The sequence below is a fragment of the Geodermatophilus sp. SYSU D01105 genome (genome assembly GCF_054050095.1).
Genome location: NZ_JBJGYR010000010.1, coordinates 1 through 16,569, shown reverse-complemented (window position 1 = coordinate 16,569; position 16,569 = coordinate 1). Strand labels below are relative to the sequence as shown.

Annotated in this window: 13 protein-coding genes; 6 read left to right on the top strand and 7 right to left on the bottom strand. The window is 74.5% G+C overall.

All coding sequences use genetic code 11. The features are described 5' to 3' along the window. Nucleotides 1-12 precede the first annotated feature (12 nt). Nucleotides 13-1,479, bottom strand: a complete 1,467-nt coding sequence (locus ACI79I_RS11235; protein WP_456992421.1) for an amino acid permease — start codon at nucleotides 1,477-1,479, stop codon at nucleotides 13-15. Nucleotides 1,480-1,830: 351 nt separating this feature from the next. Between ACI79I_RS11235 and ACI79I_RS11230 the strand changes: the two genes are divergently transcribed. Beyond that, nucleotides 1,831-3,432 carry a GNAT family N-acetyltransferase gene (locus ACI79I_RS11230; RefSeq protein WP_456992420.1) on the top strand — a complete coding sequence of 534 codons (1,602 nt, stop codon included), beginning with the start codon at nucleotides 1,831-1,833 and terminating at the stop codon, nucleotides 3,430-3,432. On the opposite strand, the gene ACI79I_RS11225 is transcribed toward ACI79I_RS11230, so the two are convergent. Together ACI79I_RS11225 and ACI79I_RS11220 are read right to left on the bottom strand one after the other, a co-directional pair. Then, nucleotides 3,327-3,740 carry a DNA glycosylase AlkZ-like family protein gene (locus tag ACI79I_RS11225; protein WP_456992419.1) on the bottom strand — a complete coding sequence of 138 codons (414 nt, stop codon included), beginning with the start codon at nucleotides 3,738-3,740 and terminating at the stop codon, nucleotides 3,327-3,329. The genes ACI79I_RS11230 and ACI79I_RS11225 overlap by 106 nt on opposite strands. Nucleotides 3,741-3,902: 162 nt before the next feature. Next, a complete protein-coding gene (locus tag ACI79I_RS11220; RefSeq protein WP_456992418.1) occupies nucleotides 3,903-4,814 on the bottom strand; it encodes an NAD(P)-dependent oxidoreductase in 912 nt (303 codons plus the stop codon). 93 nt (nucleotides 4,815-4,907) lie between these two features. Here ACI79I_RS11220 and ACI79I_RS11215 point away from each other — a divergent pair, with 93 nt between their 5' ends. Beyond that, nucleotides 4,908-5,852 (top strand): AraC family transcriptional regulator, encoded by a 945-nt coding sequence (locus ACI79I_RS11215; protein WP_456992417.1) that lies wholly within the window; start codon nucleotides 4,908-4,910, stop codon nucleotides 5,850-5,852. Between the two features lie 213 nt (nucleotides 5,853-6,065). Here the strand turns inward: ACI79I_RS11215 and ACI79I_RS11210 are convergent, their stop codons facing one another. Further along, on the bottom strand, nucleotides 6,066-7,400 hold the full coding sequence (locus ACI79I_RS11210) for an MFS transporter (protein ID WP_456992416.1): 1,335 nt from the start codon (nucleotides 7,398-7,400) through the stop codon (nucleotides 6,066-6,068). 237 nt (nucleotides 7,401-7,637) lie between these two features. On the opposite strand from ACI79I_RS11210, the gene ACI79I_RS11205 reads away from it, so the two are divergent. The 4 genes from ACI79I_RS11205 to ACI79I_RS11190 all read left to right on the top strand — a co-directional run bounded on the left by ACI79I_RS11205 (nucleotide 7,638) and on the right by ACI79I_RS11190 (nucleotide 13,131). Further along, the gene (locus tag ACI79I_RS11205) at nucleotides 7,638-8,861 is read left to right on the top strand and encodes an Nramp family divalent metal transporter (protein WP_456992415.1); all 1,224 of its coding nucleotides are present in this window, start codon (nucleotides 7,638-7,640) and stop codon (nucleotides 8,859-8,861) included. Between the two features lie 92 nt (nucleotides 8,862-8,953). Then, on the top strand, nucleotides 8,954-10,009 hold the full coding sequence (locus ACI79I_RS11200) for an LLM class flavin-dependent oxidoreductase (protein ID WP_456992414.1): 1,056 nt from the start codon (nucleotides 8,954-8,956) through the stop codon (nucleotides 10,007-10,009). Nucleotides 10,010-10,152: 143 nt separating this feature from the next. After that, on the top strand, nucleotides 10,153-10,623 hold the full coding sequence (locus ACI79I_RS11195) for a hypothetical protein (RefSeq protein WP_456992413.1): 471 nt from the start codon (nucleotides 10,153-10,155) through the stop codon (nucleotides 10,621-10,623). Nucleotides 10,624-10,962: 339 nt separating this feature from the next. Next, nucleotides 10,963-13,131, top strand: coding sequence for a DEAD/DEAH box helicase (locus ACI79I_RS11190; RefSeq protein WP_456992412.1), 2,169 nt, complete (start codon nucleotides 10,963-10,965; stop codon nucleotides 13,129-13,131). A gap of 79 nt (nucleotides 13,132-13,210) precedes the next feature. Here the strand turns inward: ACI79I_RS11190 and ACI79I_RS11185 are convergent, their stop codons facing one another. From ACI79I_RS11185 to ACI79I_RS11175, 3 genes are all read right to left on the bottom strand, one after another. Next, nucleotides 13,211-13,810 carry a helix-turn-helix domain-containing protein gene (locus ACI79I_RS11185; RefSeq protein ID WP_456992411.1) on the bottom strand — a complete coding sequence of 200 codons (600 nt, stop codon included), beginning with the start codon at nucleotides 13,808-13,810 and terminating at the stop codon, nucleotides 13,211-13,213. Continuing rightward, nucleotides 13,810-15,222, bottom strand: a complete 1,413-nt coding sequence (locus ACI79I_RS11180) for an amidase (RefSeq protein WP_456992410.1) — start codon at nucleotides 15,220-15,222, stop codon at nucleotides 13,810-13,812. Before ACI79I_RS11180 ends, ACI79I_RS11185 begins: the two co-directional genes overlap by 1 nt. Before the next feature lie 125 nt (nucleotides 15,223-15,347). Then, nucleotides 15,348-16,364, bottom strand: a complete 1,017-nt coding sequence (locus ACI79I_RS11175) for an LLM class flavin-dependent oxidoreductase (RefSeq protein ID WP_456992409.1) — start codon at nucleotides 16,362-16,364, stop codon at nucleotides 15,348-15,350. Between the last annotated feature and the right edge of the window lie 205 nt (nucleotides 16,365-16,569).

The window sequence follows — 16,569 nt, the reverse complement described above, 5'->3', positions numbered from 1 at the left end:
GACGGAATGGTGTCAGGTGCCGTGCCGAGGTGCTCGGGTCGGCTGCTGCTGGTGGAGCGGGCTGTCCGGGTTCAGCAGCGAGTGCTTGCGGCCGTAGGTGGAGTAGAGGACGAGCCCGATGAGCAACCAGACCCCGAAGCGCAGCCAGGTCTCCCAGTGCAGCTGCAGGATCAGGAACAGCGACGCGAGGACCCCGAACGCGGGGACGACGGGCATGAGCGGCACGCGGAAGGAGCGGGGTGTGTCGGGCCGGGTGTAACGGAACAGGATGACGGCGACACACACGACGATGAACGCGGAGAGGATGCCGATGTTCGTCAGGTCCGCGACGGCGCGGATCGGGAAGACCCCGGCGAGCACCGCGGCGGCCACGCCGGCGATCCACGTCACGCGCTGCGGCGTGCCCCCACGGTCGACCTTGGCGAACCACGGGGGGAGCAGCCCGTCGCGGCTCATCGAGAACCACACCCGGGTGACGCCGAGCAGGAACGTCAGCATCACGGTCAGGATGGACAGCACGGCGAAGACCGAGATGATCGAGGCGATCACCGGCAGGCCGACGTTGGTGAAGGCCGAGGCGAAACCGGCGGTCGGGTCGATGTCCTGGTAGCTCTGCATCCCGGTGAGCACCAGCGTGGCGGCCACGTAGAGCGTCATCGCGATGACGAGGGAGAGCACGATCGCCTTGGGCATGTGCTGCTTGCCGTCCCGGGCCTCCTCGGCGGCGGTGCTCATGGCGTCGTAGCCGAAGACGGCGAAGAAGACGGTGGCCGCGCCGGTGAGGACGGGGCCGAAGCCGGCGGGCATGAAGGGGTCGTAGTTCGCGGTGTCGATGTAGAACACGCCGAGCCCGATGATGAACAGGATCAGCAGGATCTTGACGGCCACGGCCACGAGCTCGAACCGGCCGAACGTCCTGGTGCCGCGGCTGAGGATGAAGGTGACGAGCAGGCAGATCAGGATGGCCGGGACGTTGACGGCACCGCCCTCCTCGGCGGACGCGGTGACCGCTGCCGGGAGGGTGACCCCGAAGCCCTCGAGGAACGCCTCGAGGTAACCGGAGATGCCGATGGCCACGACGGCCACGATGGCGATGTACTCGAGCAGCAGGTCCCAGCCGATGAACCACCCGATGAACTCGCCGAGGGCGACGTACCCGTAGGTGTAGGCCGAGCCGGCCCGCGGGATCATGCCGGCGAACTCGGCGTAGGACAGCGCCGCGGCCGCCGAGGCCAGCCCGGCGATGAGGAAGGCGACCAGCACGGCCGGCCCGACGCCGGGGTTGTCCGCGTCGCCGTGAGCCACCAGCCCGGCGAGGGAGAAGATCCCGACGCCGATGATGCCGCCCACACCGATCGCGGTCAGCTGCCAGAGCCCGAGGCTCTTGGTGAGGGCTCCCGCCCCGCTCTCCCGCTCGATCTCCTCCATCCTGTCGACGGGCATGCGCCGCCAGATGGACTGCCCTGTCCGAGTGCTCATGAGTCCCTCTCCGACTGGACGGGCCCGGGACGCGGGACCTCGGCGAGCGTCCGGCGAGGTCGGCACCGCTGCTCGCGCGGACGGATGGGGATCCTCGAGGCCCGGGTCTGCCCTCCTGTCCTGCGAACCGGGGGAGCGGCGTCGACCGCGGCCCTGGCGTGCGGCCACGCCCTCGACGGGCCGCGCAGGTCGGTCCTCGGCACTCGGGACCGCCCAACCCGACGCCGTCGGTGGCAGGTCGACGACCGCTCATTGGAGCAGGTGCGGTCCGGGACTGCCCAGTCCTCCGCCGCTCCCCGGCCGGCTGCGGACGAGGCCTGCCCGGCGGTACCCCGTGCCAGGGTGGACGGCATGACCGTGGAACGGCGGGTCCCACTGCGGTTCGAGGAGTCGGCGCGGACGGCGGGCACCCACAGCAACCTCTCGGCCGTCCGCAGCGACGGCGCCGTCCTGTGGGTCGCCGGCGACGAGACCGCCACGATCGAGCGTCTGGTCGCCGATCCTCCGGACGAGCCGCACCGCTACGCGCAGCACACCAGTGTCCGGCTCGCCGACCTCGTGCAGCTGCCGGTCGCCGACGAGGCGGAGGCAGCGGAGGAGGCCGACATCGAGGGCCTGGCCCGGCACGGTCGGTTCCTGTGGGCCGTCGGGTCGCACAGCCTGCGCCGCGGGCAGGTCAAGGCCAAGCACAGCGGCGAGCAGGCCCTGCGCCGGCTCGCCGAGGTCACCGGCCAACCCAACCGCCAGATCCTGCTCCGGTTGCCGGTCGGCGTGGTGGACGGCCTGCCGACCGTCGTGCCGGAGCTGGAGGAGGGCGGCGTCCGGCACCGCGCCGCGGCCTTCGGCCTGCACGGCACCGACCTGCGGGACGTCCTGGCGGGCGACGAGCACCTCGGCCCGTTCCTCCCCCTGCCGGGCAAGGACAACGGACTGGACGTCGAGGGCATCGCCGTGTCCGGGCCGCGGGTGTACCTGGGCCTGCGCGGTCCGGTGTTGCGCGGCTGGGCGGTGGTGCTGGAGTTGCGCCCCGAGGTCGACCCGGGCGCGCCGGAGCGGCTGCGGCTGGCGACCTTCGACGACGGGCGCCCCTACCGCAAGCACGTCCTGCGCCTGGGCGGCCTCGGGGTCCGGGACCTCTGCCCGCACGGGGACGACCTGCTCGTGCTGGCCGGGCCGACGATGGACCTCGACGGGCCGGTGCACGTCTCCCGCTGGCACGGGGCACTGCAGGCGGACACCCCGCAGGTGGTCCGCGGCGACCTGCTCACGCGAGAGCTCGACCTGCCCTCCGGCGAGGGGTGCGACCACGCCGAGGGCATCGGGCTGCTCGGGCCGGCCGACGGCCCGCGCCTGCTCGTGGTCTACGACAGTCCGTCGCCGGACCGGCTGACCGACGACGGGAGCGTCCTCGCCGACGTGCTCCGGCTGCCGACCGCGGGGGGCGCGGAGGGCAGCGGCGGTCCGTCGCCGGGCGTGCACCTGCGGGAGGTCACCGACGACAACCGCGACGTGGTCCGCGCGTTGCGCGTCCGGGGCCGCCAGAAGCGGTTCGTGGCCTCGGTGTCCCGCTCGCTCCGCGACGCCGCGAACACGCCCAAGGCCAATCCGTGGTACCGGGCTGTGTACTGCGGGGACGAGGCGGTCGGCTTCGTGATGCTCTCCTGGAAGCCGCGGAAGGGCCCGTACCGGGGTCGGCACTTCCTGTGGCGCCTGCTCATCGACAAGCGGTACCAGGGGCGCGGGATCGGCCGGGCGGTGCTGACGCAGGTCGTCGACCTGGTGCGGGCCGATGGTGGCACCGAGCTGCTGACCAGCTACGAGCCCGGTGAGGGAGGACCGTGGCCCTTCTACGAGGGGCTCGGCTTCCGTCCCACCGGGGAGGTCGATGACGGGGAGATCGTCCTGCGGCTCCCCCTGCCTCCCGGTGGTCCCCCCGACCGCGGCCAGGGGTGATCACGCGGAGCGGTGCCACTCGACGCGCCGCGCGGCTCCCTCGGGCGCGAGGGCGGCGAGGACCCGGTCGGCCTCGGCGTCGACGTCGTCGGTGCGGGCCAGGTCGCGCAGCGGCGTGAGGGGCGCAGCGCGAGGCAGTCCTCGGCCGTCACCAGGTGCACCGTCCGGCGCATCAGGTGCGTCCGGACCAGGCGGCGCTCCTCGAGCAGCTGGCCGGCCGCGGTCAGGTCGACCCCGTCGAGCCGCGCGAGCAGTCCCAGCCAGGGTCCCTGCGGTTCCTGCGCCTGCAGTCCGACCAGGTGGCGCACCGCCGCCAGCGGCTAGAGCGCCGACCGCTCGAGCAGCAGGTTTGCACGCCAGCAGCGCCCTCCCCAGCTCCCGTCGCGTGAGCACCCGCACGGGAGCGGACCCTGCCACGCGGTGGGGACGACGACCAGCACGGCCGGCCGGTAGCCGTGGCCGCCGGCTGCTCAGCGGAGGTGCTCGACGAGACGGGAGAACCCGTCCGCGCCGTGGCCGGCCAGGACGGCGCGGCGGGTGAGGTCGCGCATGACGACGGCCAGCGCGGTGTCGGTGCCGCTGTCCTCGCCGGCCGCCACGACGTGCTCGAGCGCGGCGGCCTCCATCGCCAGGGCGTCCTCGTCCCCGGGGTAGCTGGCCGCGTCCACGTCCCGGGCCAGCCCCGCGAGGGTGTCGGGCAGGATCGCGACCACCCGCTGGGCGTAGGGCAGGAAGTCGCGGGCCGGCACCCCGTCGGCGGCCGTCACCGCCGCGGCGTGCAGGAACGACGTCATCCCGGCGAAGAACACCTCGAGCATGGCGACGTCGAACAGGGACGCGAGGCCCGGGTCCTCCCCGAGGTGGTCTGCCGTGCCGAGCCGCTCCAGGTGCACCCGAGCGGCGTCGAAGACCGTGGTCGGGCCGCTGTAGAGGACCAGCGCACCGGACGTCCCCACCAGCGGTGTGGGCACCATGATCGCGCCGTTGAGGTAGGCGATCCCGCGTTCCTCGGCCCACCGTGCGGTCGAGCGGGCCTCGGCCGGCGTGGCCGAGGACAGGTGCACCACCGTCCGGCCGTGCAGGGCGCCGGCGTCCAGTGGCCCGAGGGCCTCGCGGAAGGCGGAGTGGTCGCGGAGGCAGACCAGGACCACCCGGCTCGCCACGACGGCGGACCGCAGCGTGTCCGCGACTCCCGCGCCCTCCCGGGTCAGCAGCTCGGCGCGCGACGCCGAGCGGTTCCACACGGTGGTGGGGACGCCGGAGCGGAGCAGGGCCCGGGCCAGTGCCGTCCCCATGGGTCCCAGCCCGACGACGGTCACCGGGTCCGGGGCCGGGGTCCCCGGGACGGCCGTCCTGGTCGGTTGGTCGGTCGTGTACGTCATGGGACGACCCCACCGCACGCGAGCGAGTGCCGACATGGCCCGGACGCGCGGATCCATGTCCCCGCGTCTCAGGGCGGTCTAGCGTCCCGGGGCGTGGACGCGCTCGCGAGCCTGCTGGAACAGGTGCGGTCGCGGGGTGCGCTGTTCGGGCGCAACGTCGTCGAGCCACCCTGGTCGGTGCGCTTCGCCGAGGACAGCCCGCTGACCCTGGTCACCATGTTGCGCGGGTCGGGCTGGATCGTGCCGGACGACGCCGACCCGGTGCCGGTCGGGGGGACCGACGTGGCGGTCGTCGTCGGGACGCGGCCGTTCACCGTGGCCCACGACCGGGACGCCTCCGCGCCGCCGCTGTACGTGCTGCTCCCCGGGAACCGGTGCACCGCGGCCGACGGCTCGGCGCCCACCGACGACCTGTGGCTGGGCCCGCGCACCTGCGGCGCGCGCCTCGACGGGCCGACGGTTCTGCTGACCGGCACCTACCCGGTGCGGGGCCACGCGTCGGCGCGGCTGGTGCGGGCGCTGCCGCGGGTCCTGGTGGTCCCGCGCACCGGCCAGTTGGGCCCGGCAGTCGAGCTCACGGTGGCCGAGATCGAGCGCGAGGAGCCGGGACAGCAGGCCGTCCTCGACCGGCTCCTGGACCTCCTGCTGCTCTCGGCCCTGCGCGAGTGGTTCGCCCGGCCCGACGTCGAACCGCCCGCCTGGTACCGCGCGCTGGGCGACCCCGTCGTGGGCCGGGCGCTGCGCCTCCTGCACGAGGACCCCGCGCGCCCGTGGACGGTCGCCGCGCTGGCGGAGGAGGCCGGCGTCGCCCGCGCCACCCTCGCCCGCCGGTTCACCGAGCTGGTCGGCGAGCCGCCCATGGCCTACCTCACCGGCTGGCGCCTGTGCCTGGCCGCGGACCTGCTCGCCGGCACCGACGCCACCGTGGAGGCCGTGGCCCGGCGGGTCGGCTACGGGAGCGGCTTCGGGCTGAGCGTCGCGTTCACGCGCGTGTACGGCACGCGACCGAGCGCCTTCCGGACGCCGGCCCCGGCCTGAGCCGCCCGGCCAGGGCGGTGCCCCCGTGGCGGGCTCCCGTCAGTGCTGCACCGGGTGGTCCCGCAGGACCCGGTGACGAGTTCGGAGCGCGCGCCGGGGTGGGCGCGGCGACGGCCCTCGACCGCCAGGGTGTGCCCCTCCGGGTGGGGTCGGGGGATCCGGCGGTCACGAGCCCCCGACACGCCGGCGCCGACGACGAGCGCCCCGCCCGGGTCACCGGGCGGCGCGCTCCCGAGTGGCCCCGGCGGCCGGGTCGGCGTGCAGGTCGATCCGCGAGGTCTCCGGCGCCAGCAGGACGCAGACCGCGGTGAGGACGAGCACCCCCACCACGTAGAGGGAGACGGCGACCGAGGTGTCGAAGCGGTCGATCAGGGCCACCGAGATGATCGGGGCCAGCGCGCCGCCCAGGATCCCCGCCAGCTGGTAGCCCATGGAGGCGCCGGTGTAGCGCACCCTGGTGGGGAACAGCTCGGCGATGAACGAGGCCTGCGGGCCGTACATCGCGGCGTGGAAGACGAGCGCGACCACCGTCGCGAGCACGATCAGCGCGAAGCGGCCGGTGTCCAGCAGGGCGAAGAACACGAAGACCCAGATCGCGGCACCGACCGCGCCGACGAGGTAGACCGGTCGCCGTCCGAACCTGTCCGACAGGACGCCGGACCACGGGATGAGCACCACCTGGACCGCGGCGGCGATCAGGACGGCGTTGAGCGCGTAGCTGTTCGGCAGGCCGAGGTAGGTCACCACGTACGTCGTGACGAACAGGATGAACGTGTAGAAGGCGACGTCGACGCCGATCCGCGCCCCGATCGCCAGCAGCACCCGTGACGGGTACCGGCGCAGCACGTCGATGATCGGCGCCTTGGCCTCGGAGTCGTGCTCCTGCACCTCGCGGAACAGGGGGCTCTCGGCGATGGTCAGCCGGATCCACAGCCCCACGAGCACCAGGACCCCGCTGAGCAGGAACGGGATCCGCCAGCCCCAGTCGAGGAAGGCCGAGTCCGAGGTGACCGCTCCCATCAGGGACAGCACCCCGTTGGCCAGGAGCAGCCCGATCGGCACGCCGACCTGCGGCCAGCTGGCGTTGAGCCCCCGCCGGTGCGCGGAGCCGGACTCCAGCGTCATCAGCACCGCACCGCCCCACTCGCCGCCGAGCCCGAGGCCCTGCAGGAAGCGCAGCGCCACCAGTAGGAGAGGGGCCCACACCCCGATCGAGTCGTACGTGGGCAGGACGCCGATGAGGAAGGTGGCGATGCCCATGATCAGCAGCGTCACCACGAGCACGTTCTTGCGGCCGAGCTTGTCGCCGTAGTGGCCGAACACGACCCCGCCCAGCGGCCGGGCCACGAAACCGACCGCGTACGTCGTGAACGCCAGCAGCGTCCCGACCAGCGGGTCGAAGCTGGGGAAGAAGATCTGGTTGAAGACGAGGGCAGCGGCCGTGCCGTAGATGAAGAAGTCGTACCACTCCAGAGAGGTGCCTACGAGACTGGCGACGATCACGCGGCGGACGGACGAGGCCTGAGCGGTGCCGGCGGTGCGGGACATCGGGATCTCCCTCGGTGACGGCTGCACGTCGGAGCCGTTCCAGCACAGACCGGTCCACGGCGTCCCGCAACAACAGCGACCATCCCGGCGGGCTCCTCGGCGGGGAGGAGTGCGGGCGGTCCCGGCGGGTGTGCGCGCACCCCGCGCTGAACAGGCGCTTCGTCCCTCCGCTTTGGGGGTTGGGCCCGCCGCGCGGTGTTCCGCACGATGGGGCACCGAGGCGCCTGGAGGGTCGTCGTGCTGGAGCAGGAACAGGCGGTGCGAGCGACGCGCAGGCGCAGGCTCGCGCTGTTCGGCCCGGCGTTCGTCGCCGCGATCGCCTACGTCGACCCGGGCAACTTCGCCACCAACTTCTCCGCCGGCGCCGAGTACGGGTACCTGCTGCTCTGGGTGATCGTCCTCGCCAACCTCATGGCGGTGTTCGTGCAGAGCCTCTCGGCCAAGCTCGGGCTGGCCACCGGGATGTCCCTGCCGCAGAACTGCCGGAGGGAGTACCCCCGCCCGGTGGTGCTGGGGCTCTGGGCGCAGGCCGAGGTGGTCGCGATGGCGACCGACCTGGCCGAGATCGTCGGCGGGGCCATCGCGCTGCACCTGCTGTTCGGCCTGGACCTGTTCACCGGTGGCCTGGTCACCGGCGCGTGGGCCTTCCTGCTGCTCGCCGTCCAGGCCCCGGGGGACCGGCGCTTCATCGGCCTGGTGACGGCCTACTTCGGCCTGATCCTGGTCGCGTTCCTGCTGCTGGTGCCGGGCGCGGGGATCGACGCCGGAGCGGCGGCCGGCGGGCTGGTCCCCCGGATCGACGACGCCGGCAGCCTCGTGCTGGCCGCGGGCATCCTCGGCGCCACGGTCATGCCGCACGCCATCTACCTGCACTCCGCGCTGGTGGCCGAGACGATCGAGGCCCCCACGGTCCGGCGAAAGCGGGCGGCGCTGCGGGCCCAGCGGGTCGACGTCACCGCGGCCATGGGCCTGGCCGGGCTGGTCAACGTGGCGATGCTGCTGGTCGCCGCCGCCCTGTTCGCCGGCTCGTCGCTCGGCGCCGACACGCTCGAGGGCGTCTACGAGGGGTTCGGCCTGCAGAGCACCGCCGCGCTGCTGTTCGCCGTCGCCCTGCTGGCGTCGGGTTTCGCCTCCTCCAGCGTCGGCACCTATGCCGGCCAGGTCGTCATGGAGGGCTTCCTGCGGCGCCGGATCCCGCTGCTCGCCCGGAGGGCGCTCACCATGGCCCCGGCGCTGGTGGTCCTGGCGCTCGGGGTCGACCCCACCCGGGCGCTGGTGGTGTCGCAGGTGGTGCTGTCCTTCGGGATCCCGTTCGCGCTGGTGCCGCTGCTGCTGCTGACTCGGCGCCGCGACGTCATGGGGGAGCTGGTCAACCGGCGCCGCACCACCGTGGTCGCCGTCCTCGTGACCGGCGTGATCCTCACCCTCAACGCGGTGCTGCTGTCCCTGCTGCTCCGCTGAGCGCGCCACCGCCGTCGCAGACGGGTCGGTGCAGGTCGGAGCCCGGGTCGGGTGGCACACTCGCCGCACCGACGACGAGTGAGGCAGGCCACATGACGACCCCGAGCTTCGGACTGTTCGACCACATCGAGGGCATCCCGGGCACCCCCACGCACCGCCTGCTCCGCGACCGGCTCGACCTCGTCCGGACCGCCGACGAGGCCGGGTTCGCCAGCGTGCACTTCGCCGAGCACCACGGCACGGACCTCTCGCTGGCCCCGAACCAGGACCTCGTGGTGGCGGCGGCCTCGCAGATCACCACGGGCATCCGGATGGGCCCGATGGTGAAGCTGCTGCCGATGCACCACCCGGTCTCGCTGATCGAGGACATGTGCGTCGTGGACCAGCTCACCGAGGGGCGGCTGGAGTACGGGGTCGGGCGCGGCGCGGTGCCGGCGGAGCACGCCTGGCACGGCAGCAGTCACCGCGACGCGAAGGAGCGGTTCGCCGACACCCTCGGGATCATCGCCGACGCGCTACGCACCGGTGAGATCTCCAGCGAGAACAGCCGGTACCACGACTTCCCGACCATGCCGATGTCGACGACGCCGTTCCAGGAGCACATCCCGTTCTGGTACCCCGGCAACCCCGAGACCGCCGGCCGGTACGGCATGAGCCTCATGTGGCCCGGCCCCATCGACCCGGAGTCCTACGAGAGGTACGTGACGAGCTGGGACGCCCACCGTGGCGAGCGGATCCGCTTGGACGGTCCCGGCTCCAAGCCCCAGGTCGCCTGCTCGATGCTGCTCGCGCTGGCGGACTCGGAGGAGGAGGCCGTCGCGGTGGCCCGCCGGGGAGCCGACGGCCTGGGACGGCGCACGGTGTCGGCCCACCGCTTCGACTCCGTGGTGATCACCGACGACGAGCGGGACGCGGTGATGGCGCCGCTCAAGGCGATCCTGGCCGGCCTGGAGATGTCGATCGGCCTGGGCGCCGGTACCCCGCAGCAGATCACCGAGCGGTTCGCCGGCTTCCTGGCGTCCGGGATGGTGGACCGGGTCGTGCTGATGCTGCCGACCGGGGACATGACCCTCGACGAGGCACGGCGCTCGCTGGACCTGTTCGTCAGCGAGGTGAAGCCCCAGCTCGAGGGGGTGTCCGCGGCCTGACCCGGAGCTCGCGCGCGCCGGTCGGGGGCCGGGACCGGGTCGGGACGGCCGCCGCGGGCGCCGCGATGAGGTCTCGCCCGCGGCTCGGTCCTACTGGCGTGGCCTCGCGACCGCGCCGGGCCCCGTCAGCGCAGGAGCCGGCCATGAGCACCGACACGAGCACCGCCCAGGTCACCGGCACCGGCACCGGCACCGGCACGGCGACGGTCGATCCCCGCACCGCGGCGCTGCGCAGCCTCGACCGCCTGGTCGGCACCTGGACGGTCTCGGGTCCCGACGGCCTGACCGGCGAGGTCCGGTACGCGTGGACCGACGGCGGGGCCGTCCTGGTCCAGCACGTCGACCTGCACTCCGCCGACGGGCACACCCGCGGCGTGGAGCACATCGGCTACGGCGAGGCCGGCGGCGAGCTGCGCAGCCACTTCTCCGGCGCCGGCGGGGAGGTCCTGGAGTACACGTACCGGATCGAGGGCGACCTCCTCACCATCTGGTTCGGCGGACCGGACTCCCCGGCGCGCTTCGAGGGCCGGTTCAGCCCCGACGGCAGGGTCAACCACGGGGCGTGGCAGTGGCCGGGTGGCGGCTACGCGTCCACGATGACCCGCGCCGACTGACCCACCGGCAGCCGGTCACCCGCGTCGGGCCGGCGGGGTCGCGCCGGCCCGGACGACCACGGACCCCGGCCCGCTGCGTTCCATGGCGCGACGGGCCGGGAATGGTGCACGCGCGAACGCGTTGACATGGGGGAGGTACCGTCCCGGGAACGAGCCCGGTCCTGCGACCGTGGCCCCCACGTACCGTGGACCAGCCCGTCGACCGGCGGCTCGGGTCCCCGGACGGGAGGCCTGCCGAGTCCGGCGGTGTCGATCCGTGCAGATCCGCGCGCCGGCTCCGCGTGCGGAGCACCAGGCTCCGCTCGGGACGTCCGCGCCCGGTCCGCCGGACCGTGCGGCATGCCGCCGCGGCACGCCGTGCCCGGCATCGAGGAGGAGGAGTCCGTGGCCCGACCAGGCCAGCGCCAGGCGGGCGCTCGCCGTGGCGCCCCGCGGGAGCAGCGACGCGTCCGCACCCGCGGTGACGTCGTCTCGCTGCTCGCCCGCACGGTCCGCGAGGTCGAGGCGGCCGCCCAGCGCGGCCGCGTGACGCCCGCGGTGCGCGCCACGTTCCAGGCCGTCGCGCTGCTGCTGCGAGAGGAGCGCGCCCGCGTCCGGGCGGCGGCCGGCAGCGACGGTCACCGGGCCGAGTCGCTCAAGCGCCTGGACGGCATCGCCACCATCCTCGCGACGACCGCCGTCCGGGACGCCGGGCTGCTGGCACTGCTCGCCGACGACGCCGTCGTCTCGGACGCGGCCCGGTCGCGCCGGCGGGAGATGCTGCGCGAGGTCGGCATCGAGCCGGCGCCGGACGAGGTCGAGCCGGCGGGGTCCGCGACCGCTCCGGCCGGCACGGAGCGGCGGGTCGTCCCGCAGTCGGTGGTCTCCCGGCAGCTGGCCAACCCGTTCCTCGCCCCCGACTTCTCCGCCGTCCCGCAGCGCCCCGCCCGGCCGCGGCGCCTGGCCGGCTGGGAACTGCTGGGGCCGCTGCTGAGCTCCTTCGAGCGCGCCGGCGGGGGAGCTCCGGCGTGCATGGCGCTCCCCGCGCCGACGGCACGGTTCACCCCGGCGGGCCTGGAGCTGATGGCGCACCAGGGGCAGTTGGTCGCCGCGGCCGCGGCCGGCCACCGGACGTTCCTGCTCGCCGACGAGCCGGGTCTGGGCAAGACCGCCCAGGCACTGCTCGCGGCGGAGGCGGCGAACGCCTATCCGCTGCTGGTCGTCGTGCCGAACGTGGTCAAGACCAACTGGGCCCGTGAGGCGGCGCGCTGGACACCCCACCGCCAGGCCACCGTGGTGCAGGGAGACGGCGAGACGGTCGACGGCTTCGCCGACGTCGTCGTGGTCAACTACGAGGTGCTCGACCGCCACGTGGGCTGGCTCGGTGACTTCGGCTTCCGCGGCATGGTCGTGGACGAGGCCCACTTCATCAAGAACAAGACCTCGCAGCGCTCCCAGCACGTCCTCGCGCTCTCCGACCGCATCCGGTCGCGGACCGCGCGGCCGCTGCTGATGGCGCTGACCGGCACTCCGCTGATCAACGACATCGACGACTTCCGGGCGATCTGGCAGTTCCTCGGCTGGATCGACGACAGCACGCCCCTCGGTGAGCTGATGCAGGCGCTGGAGGACACCGGGCTGACCCCCGCCGACCGGGGCTTCTACCCGGCGGCGCGCCAGTGCGTCATCGACCTCGGCATCGTGCGCCGCCGCAAGGTCGACGTCGCCGCTGACATCCCCGCCCGCCGCATCGCCGACCTGCCCGTCGAGCTGGACGGCGCGGTCGGCCGGTCGATCCGGGCGGCCGAGCGGGACCTCGCCCGCCGGATGGTGGCGCGGTACGAGACCGCCCTGGCCAACCGGTCCTCCGACGCCGTGATCGAGGGCATCGACGCCGACCTCGTCCGCCGGGTCGCCCGGTCGGAGCTGAAGGAGGCGATGGCGGCGCAGTCCGGCGACAACGTGTTCGCCATGATGCGGCGCATCGGCCGGGCGAAGGCCGAGCTGGCCGCGGACTACGCCGCGCAGCTGGCCCGCAGCGCCGGCAAGGTCGTCTTCTTCGCCAAGCACGTCGACGTGATGGACGCCGCGGAGGAGACCTTCGCGCGCCAGGGGGTGCGCTTCTCGTCGATCCGTGGCGACCAGACGCCCACGGCGCGGCAGGGGAACGTCGACGCCTTCGTGAACGACCCCGACGTCGCCGTCGCGGTGTGCTCGCTGACCGCTGCCGGCGTGGGCCTGAACCTGCAGGTCGCCTCGAACGTCGTGCTGGCCGAGCTGTCCTGGACCGACGCGGAGCAGACCCAGGCCATCGACCGCAGCCACCGCATCGGGCAGACCGAGCCGGTCACCGCGTGGCGGATCATCGCCGCGCAGACCATCGACGCCCGGATCGCCGAGCTGATCGACAGCAAGGCCGGTCTCGCCGCCCGCGCGCTGGACGGGTCCGACGAGGAGCTCGGGTCCTCGACCGACGTGCAGCTCGAGGCGCTGGTCGCGTTGCTGACCGACGCGCTGCGGACGCCGTGAACCCCGGTCCCCGGGGAGGCACCCGGCTGCCGCGAGCCGGCCGCCCGTCGCCCGGCCGCGTTCCCGGGACTGTCGTCCCTCACTCGCCCGGGTCCTCCCGGAGGAACGCCATCAGGCCGTCGAGCCCGGGCAACTGGTAGCTCCAGAAGGCGGTGACGAGCGCGCGGGCGTGCTCGCGGTCCCGCGCGGTCCGCAGGATGTGCGCGAGCGCGCGCCGGGTGTTGTCGAAGACCAGCTCGAGGACCTCTCGTCCGGCCCCGGGGGGCGGCTGGTCGAGCGACCGCAGGGCGTGGTCGACCAGGCGACGGACGAACGCGGCGGGATAGCCGGCGAACGGCGTGCCCTCGGCCCGGTCGAGCAGGACGACGACCGCCAGGCGGTGGTCGAGCCAGAAGTCGAGCAGCTCCGCGGCCGCGGGGGCGCGGTTCCCCCTGCCCTCCGCGAGCGCCGCGACCCGTGTGTCCAGCAGCCGGTCGTGCCGGCTCGGCAGGTCCGCCGGGACGACGGCGGCGAACAGCGCCTCCTTCGAGGGGAAGTACCGGTACACGTTGGCCGTCGCCGTGGCGGCCGCCGACGCGATCTGCGCCATCGACGTGCCGCCGTACCCCTGGACGGCGAAGCTGCGCAGGGCGGCGTCCTCGATGCGCGCCCGCACCGCCGCCTTGAGGACCTGGGCCATCAGGCCGGCTGCGCCAGCAGGCGTGGCTCGGGCCCGGCGGAGGTCCACGCGGCGGCCTCCTCGAGCTCGTAGGCGAGGGCGAGGAGCAGCCGGTCGGCACCGGGCCGGGCGGCGAGGTGGATGCCGACCGGCAGGCCGTCGTCCCGGCCGAGGGGGACCGACATCGCCGGGCAGCCGGCGATGTTGTGGATCGGGGTGTACCCGACCGCCTCCTCGGTGCGCCGGACCAGGGTCTCCCGGCCTGCGGCGGGGGACAGGTGCCCGACCGGCCACGAGACGCGGGCGAGGGTCGGGCTGAGGACGACGTCCCACCGGTCGAACAGACGCAGGTACTCGCGGGTCGCCTCCGCGAACACCCGCTCGGTGGTGGCCTGCGCGGCCGGCCCCAGCGTCGCCGCCCAGTCGATCAGCTCGAGCGTGAACGGCTCGAGCTCGTCGGGACCGGGCGGTCGGCCGAGCGCCGGCGTGAACGCGGCGGCGACCTGCGCCATCGTGAGTGCGGCCGTGGTGAAGAAGCCCCGGCTGAGCGCGTCCCCGTCGAGGTGCGGAGGATCGACCACGTCGACGACGTGGCCCAGGGACTCGCACAGCGCGGCGGCGCGGTCGAGTTCCCGCCGGACGGCCGCGTCGGGGGTCCGGCCGGTCAGCGTGGGGACGAGCACGCCGACGCGGAGGCGGGTGTCGTCGGGACCGGTGACCAGGCCGATCGGCGGGTGCACCGCCTCGGGGCCGGTGCGTTCGGTGGCGGCCAGGAACGCGGCGCTGTCGCGCACCGTGCGGCTCATGCAGTGCTCGACGACGAGCGCGGGCAGGCCGGGGGTCTCGGGCCCGGCCGGCACGCCGCGCCGGTTCGACGGCTTGAAGCCGAACAGGCCGGTGAGCGAGGCCGGGACGCGCAGGGAGCCACCGCCGTCGTTGCCGTGGGCCATCGGGACGATGCCGGCGGCGACCAGCGCCGCCGAACCCCCCGACGAGCCGCCGGCCGACAGGCCCGCACCCCACGGGTTGGCCGTGACGCCGTGCAGCGCGGTCTCGGTGCTGCCGAGCAACCCGAACTCGGAGCTGGTCGTGGAGCAGACGACGGTCAGCCCGGCGTCCCGGATCCGGGCGGCGTAGGGCGAGAGCCCCGGTGCCGGGGTGCGGGCCATGAGCCGGGACCCCATCGTCCACGGCAGCCCCGGCCAGGCGAGCAGCTCCTTCACGGCGAACGGGACGCCGGCCAGCGGGCCCGTCGCAAGGGGCGCGGCCGGCGAGGGACCGGCCGGGTGGGCGACCGCGTTGAGGTCCGGCCAGGCGTCGATCAGCGCCCGCGCCGTCTCCGCGAGGTCGGCGGCGGTCACCTCGCCTCGACGCACCAGCCGGGCCATCTCGACGGCGTCCCACGCGCGGTAGTCGTCGTAGGGGATCACCATGCATCAACAATGAACGACGTATTCGCGTTTGCCAAGCGCTCGGGACGCCGGTCCCTCGGAGGGTGCCGGTGGAGACGAGGGGTGCGGCCCGGCGGTGCCGGCCCGGCGTCGCGGGTCGGGCGGCCCTACGGCGACCGCAGCGCGGGCAGCACCTCTGTGGCGACCAGGCGGTCCGAGCGCTCGCGCACGCCGGGGTCGATGTCGCGGGAGCCGCCCACGACCGTCACGTGGGACAGGCCGAGCCCGACGAGCTCGCGCAGCCGCCGCACGCACTCGTCCGGGCCGCCGATGACGCAGAACCGCCGCAGGAAGTCCCCGGACAGGGCCTTCGCCTGCGTCGCGTGCTCCAGCCCGTGGTGGTAGGTGTCGTAGTGCGCGCTGACGTCGGCGACGACGGTGGCGTCGGCGGTCGACAGGGACGCGCGCGAGCCGCGCTGGAAGTGGGCGGAGATGCTCGCGTTGCCGCGCACGAGCTCGTCGAGCGCGGCCTGGTCGGTCCCGACGCCGACCACGACGAAGGCCCCGACGTCGAGGGTCTGCGGGTCGAGCCCGGCCGCGGCGCGCGCCTCCCGCGCCGTCCGCACCGCCCACTCGACCCGGGTGGTTTCGGCTCCCACGGTGACGGTGACCCGGTCGGCCTGCCGGGCCGCGGCCGCGATGACGTGCGGGCCGGAGCCGAACACGTCCACGGGGACCTCCTCCTCACCGGCCACCGGCAGCCAGGTGATCCGGCTGCCCAGACCGTCGACCTCGACCGTGCCGCCCCGCAGCCAGGTCCGCAGCCGGCCGAGCTGCTGCTCGAACTCCTGGGCCGACGGCGCCCGGAGCCCGATGAGCGCCAGCGCCGTGTCACCCCGGCCCACGCCGAGGTGCGCCCGCCCGCCGGTGACGTGGTGCAGGGTGGCGAACGTGGACGCCACCACCGCGGGATGGCGGGTGACGAGGTTGGTCACGGCGGTGCCGAGCCGCAGCCGCGACGTCGCCGCGGCGGCCAGGTGGAGCGACCCGACGACGTCCATGCTGAGGTTCTGCGTGTCGGTCAGCAGCAACCCGTCCCAGCCGTCGTCCTCCGCGGCCGCGGCGCAGGCGCGGACGTCGTCGGGCAGCGGGTAGGACCGCAGGTAGAACTCGGTGGTGGGCATGCCGGCCCCCTCCTGCCGACCGCGGGCCGGAGCGGCCGGGGGCGGGGACGCCGATGGCCACCACCCACCGCGAGGATGTCGCCGCGCGACCGCGGCTGTCGAGGGAGGCCGGGGGGGGGGGGGGGGGGGGGGGGGGGGGGGGGGGGGGGGGGGGGGGGGGGGGGGGGGGGGGGGGGGGGGGGGGGGGGGGGGGGGGGGGGGGGGG

Excerpts from the sequence above, each read along its gene's own strand:
- ACI79I_RS11235 (WP_456992421.1), bottom strand. The coding sequence starts at position 1,479 with ATGAGCACTCGGACAGGGCAGTCCATCTGGCGGCGCATGCCCGTCGAC.
- ACI79I_RS11230 (WP_456992420.1), top strand. The coding sequence starts at position 1,831 with ATGACCGTGGAACGGCGGGTCCCACTGCGGTTCGAGGAGTCGGCGCGG.
- ACI79I_RS11220 (WP_456992418.1), bottom strand. The coding sequence starts at position 4,814 with ATGACGTACACGACCGACCAACCGACCAGGACGGCCGTCCCGGGGACC.
- ACI79I_RS11210 (WP_456992416.1), bottom strand. The coding sequence starts at position 7,400 with ATGTCCCGCACCGCCGGCACCGCTCAGGCCTCGTCCGTCCGCCGCGTG.
- ACI79I_RS11200 (WP_456992414.1), top strand. The coding sequence starts at position 8,954 with ATGACGACCCCGAGCTTCGGACTGTTCGACCACATCGAGGGCATCCCG.
- ACI79I_RS11195 (WP_456992413.1), top strand. The coding sequence starts at position 10,153 with ATGAGCACCGACACGAGCACCGCCCAGGTCACCGGCACCGGCACCGGC.
- ACI79I_RS11190 (WP_456992412.1), top strand. The coding sequence starts at position 10,963 with ATGCCGCCGCGGCACGCCGTGCCCGGCATCGAGGAGGAGGAGTCCGTG.
- ACI79I_RS11185 (WP_456992411.1), bottom strand. The coding sequence starts at position 13,810 with ATGGCCCAGGTCCTCAAGGCGGCGGTGCGGGCGCGCATCGAGGACGCC.
- ACI79I_RS11180 (WP_456992410.1), bottom strand. The coding sequence starts at position 15,222 with ATGGTGATCCCCTACGACGACTACCGCGCGTGGGACGCCGTCGAGATG.
- ACI79I_RS11175 (WP_456992409.1), bottom strand. The coding sequence starts at position 16,364 with ATGCCCACCACCGAGTTCTACCTGCGGTCCTACCCGCTGCCCGACGAC.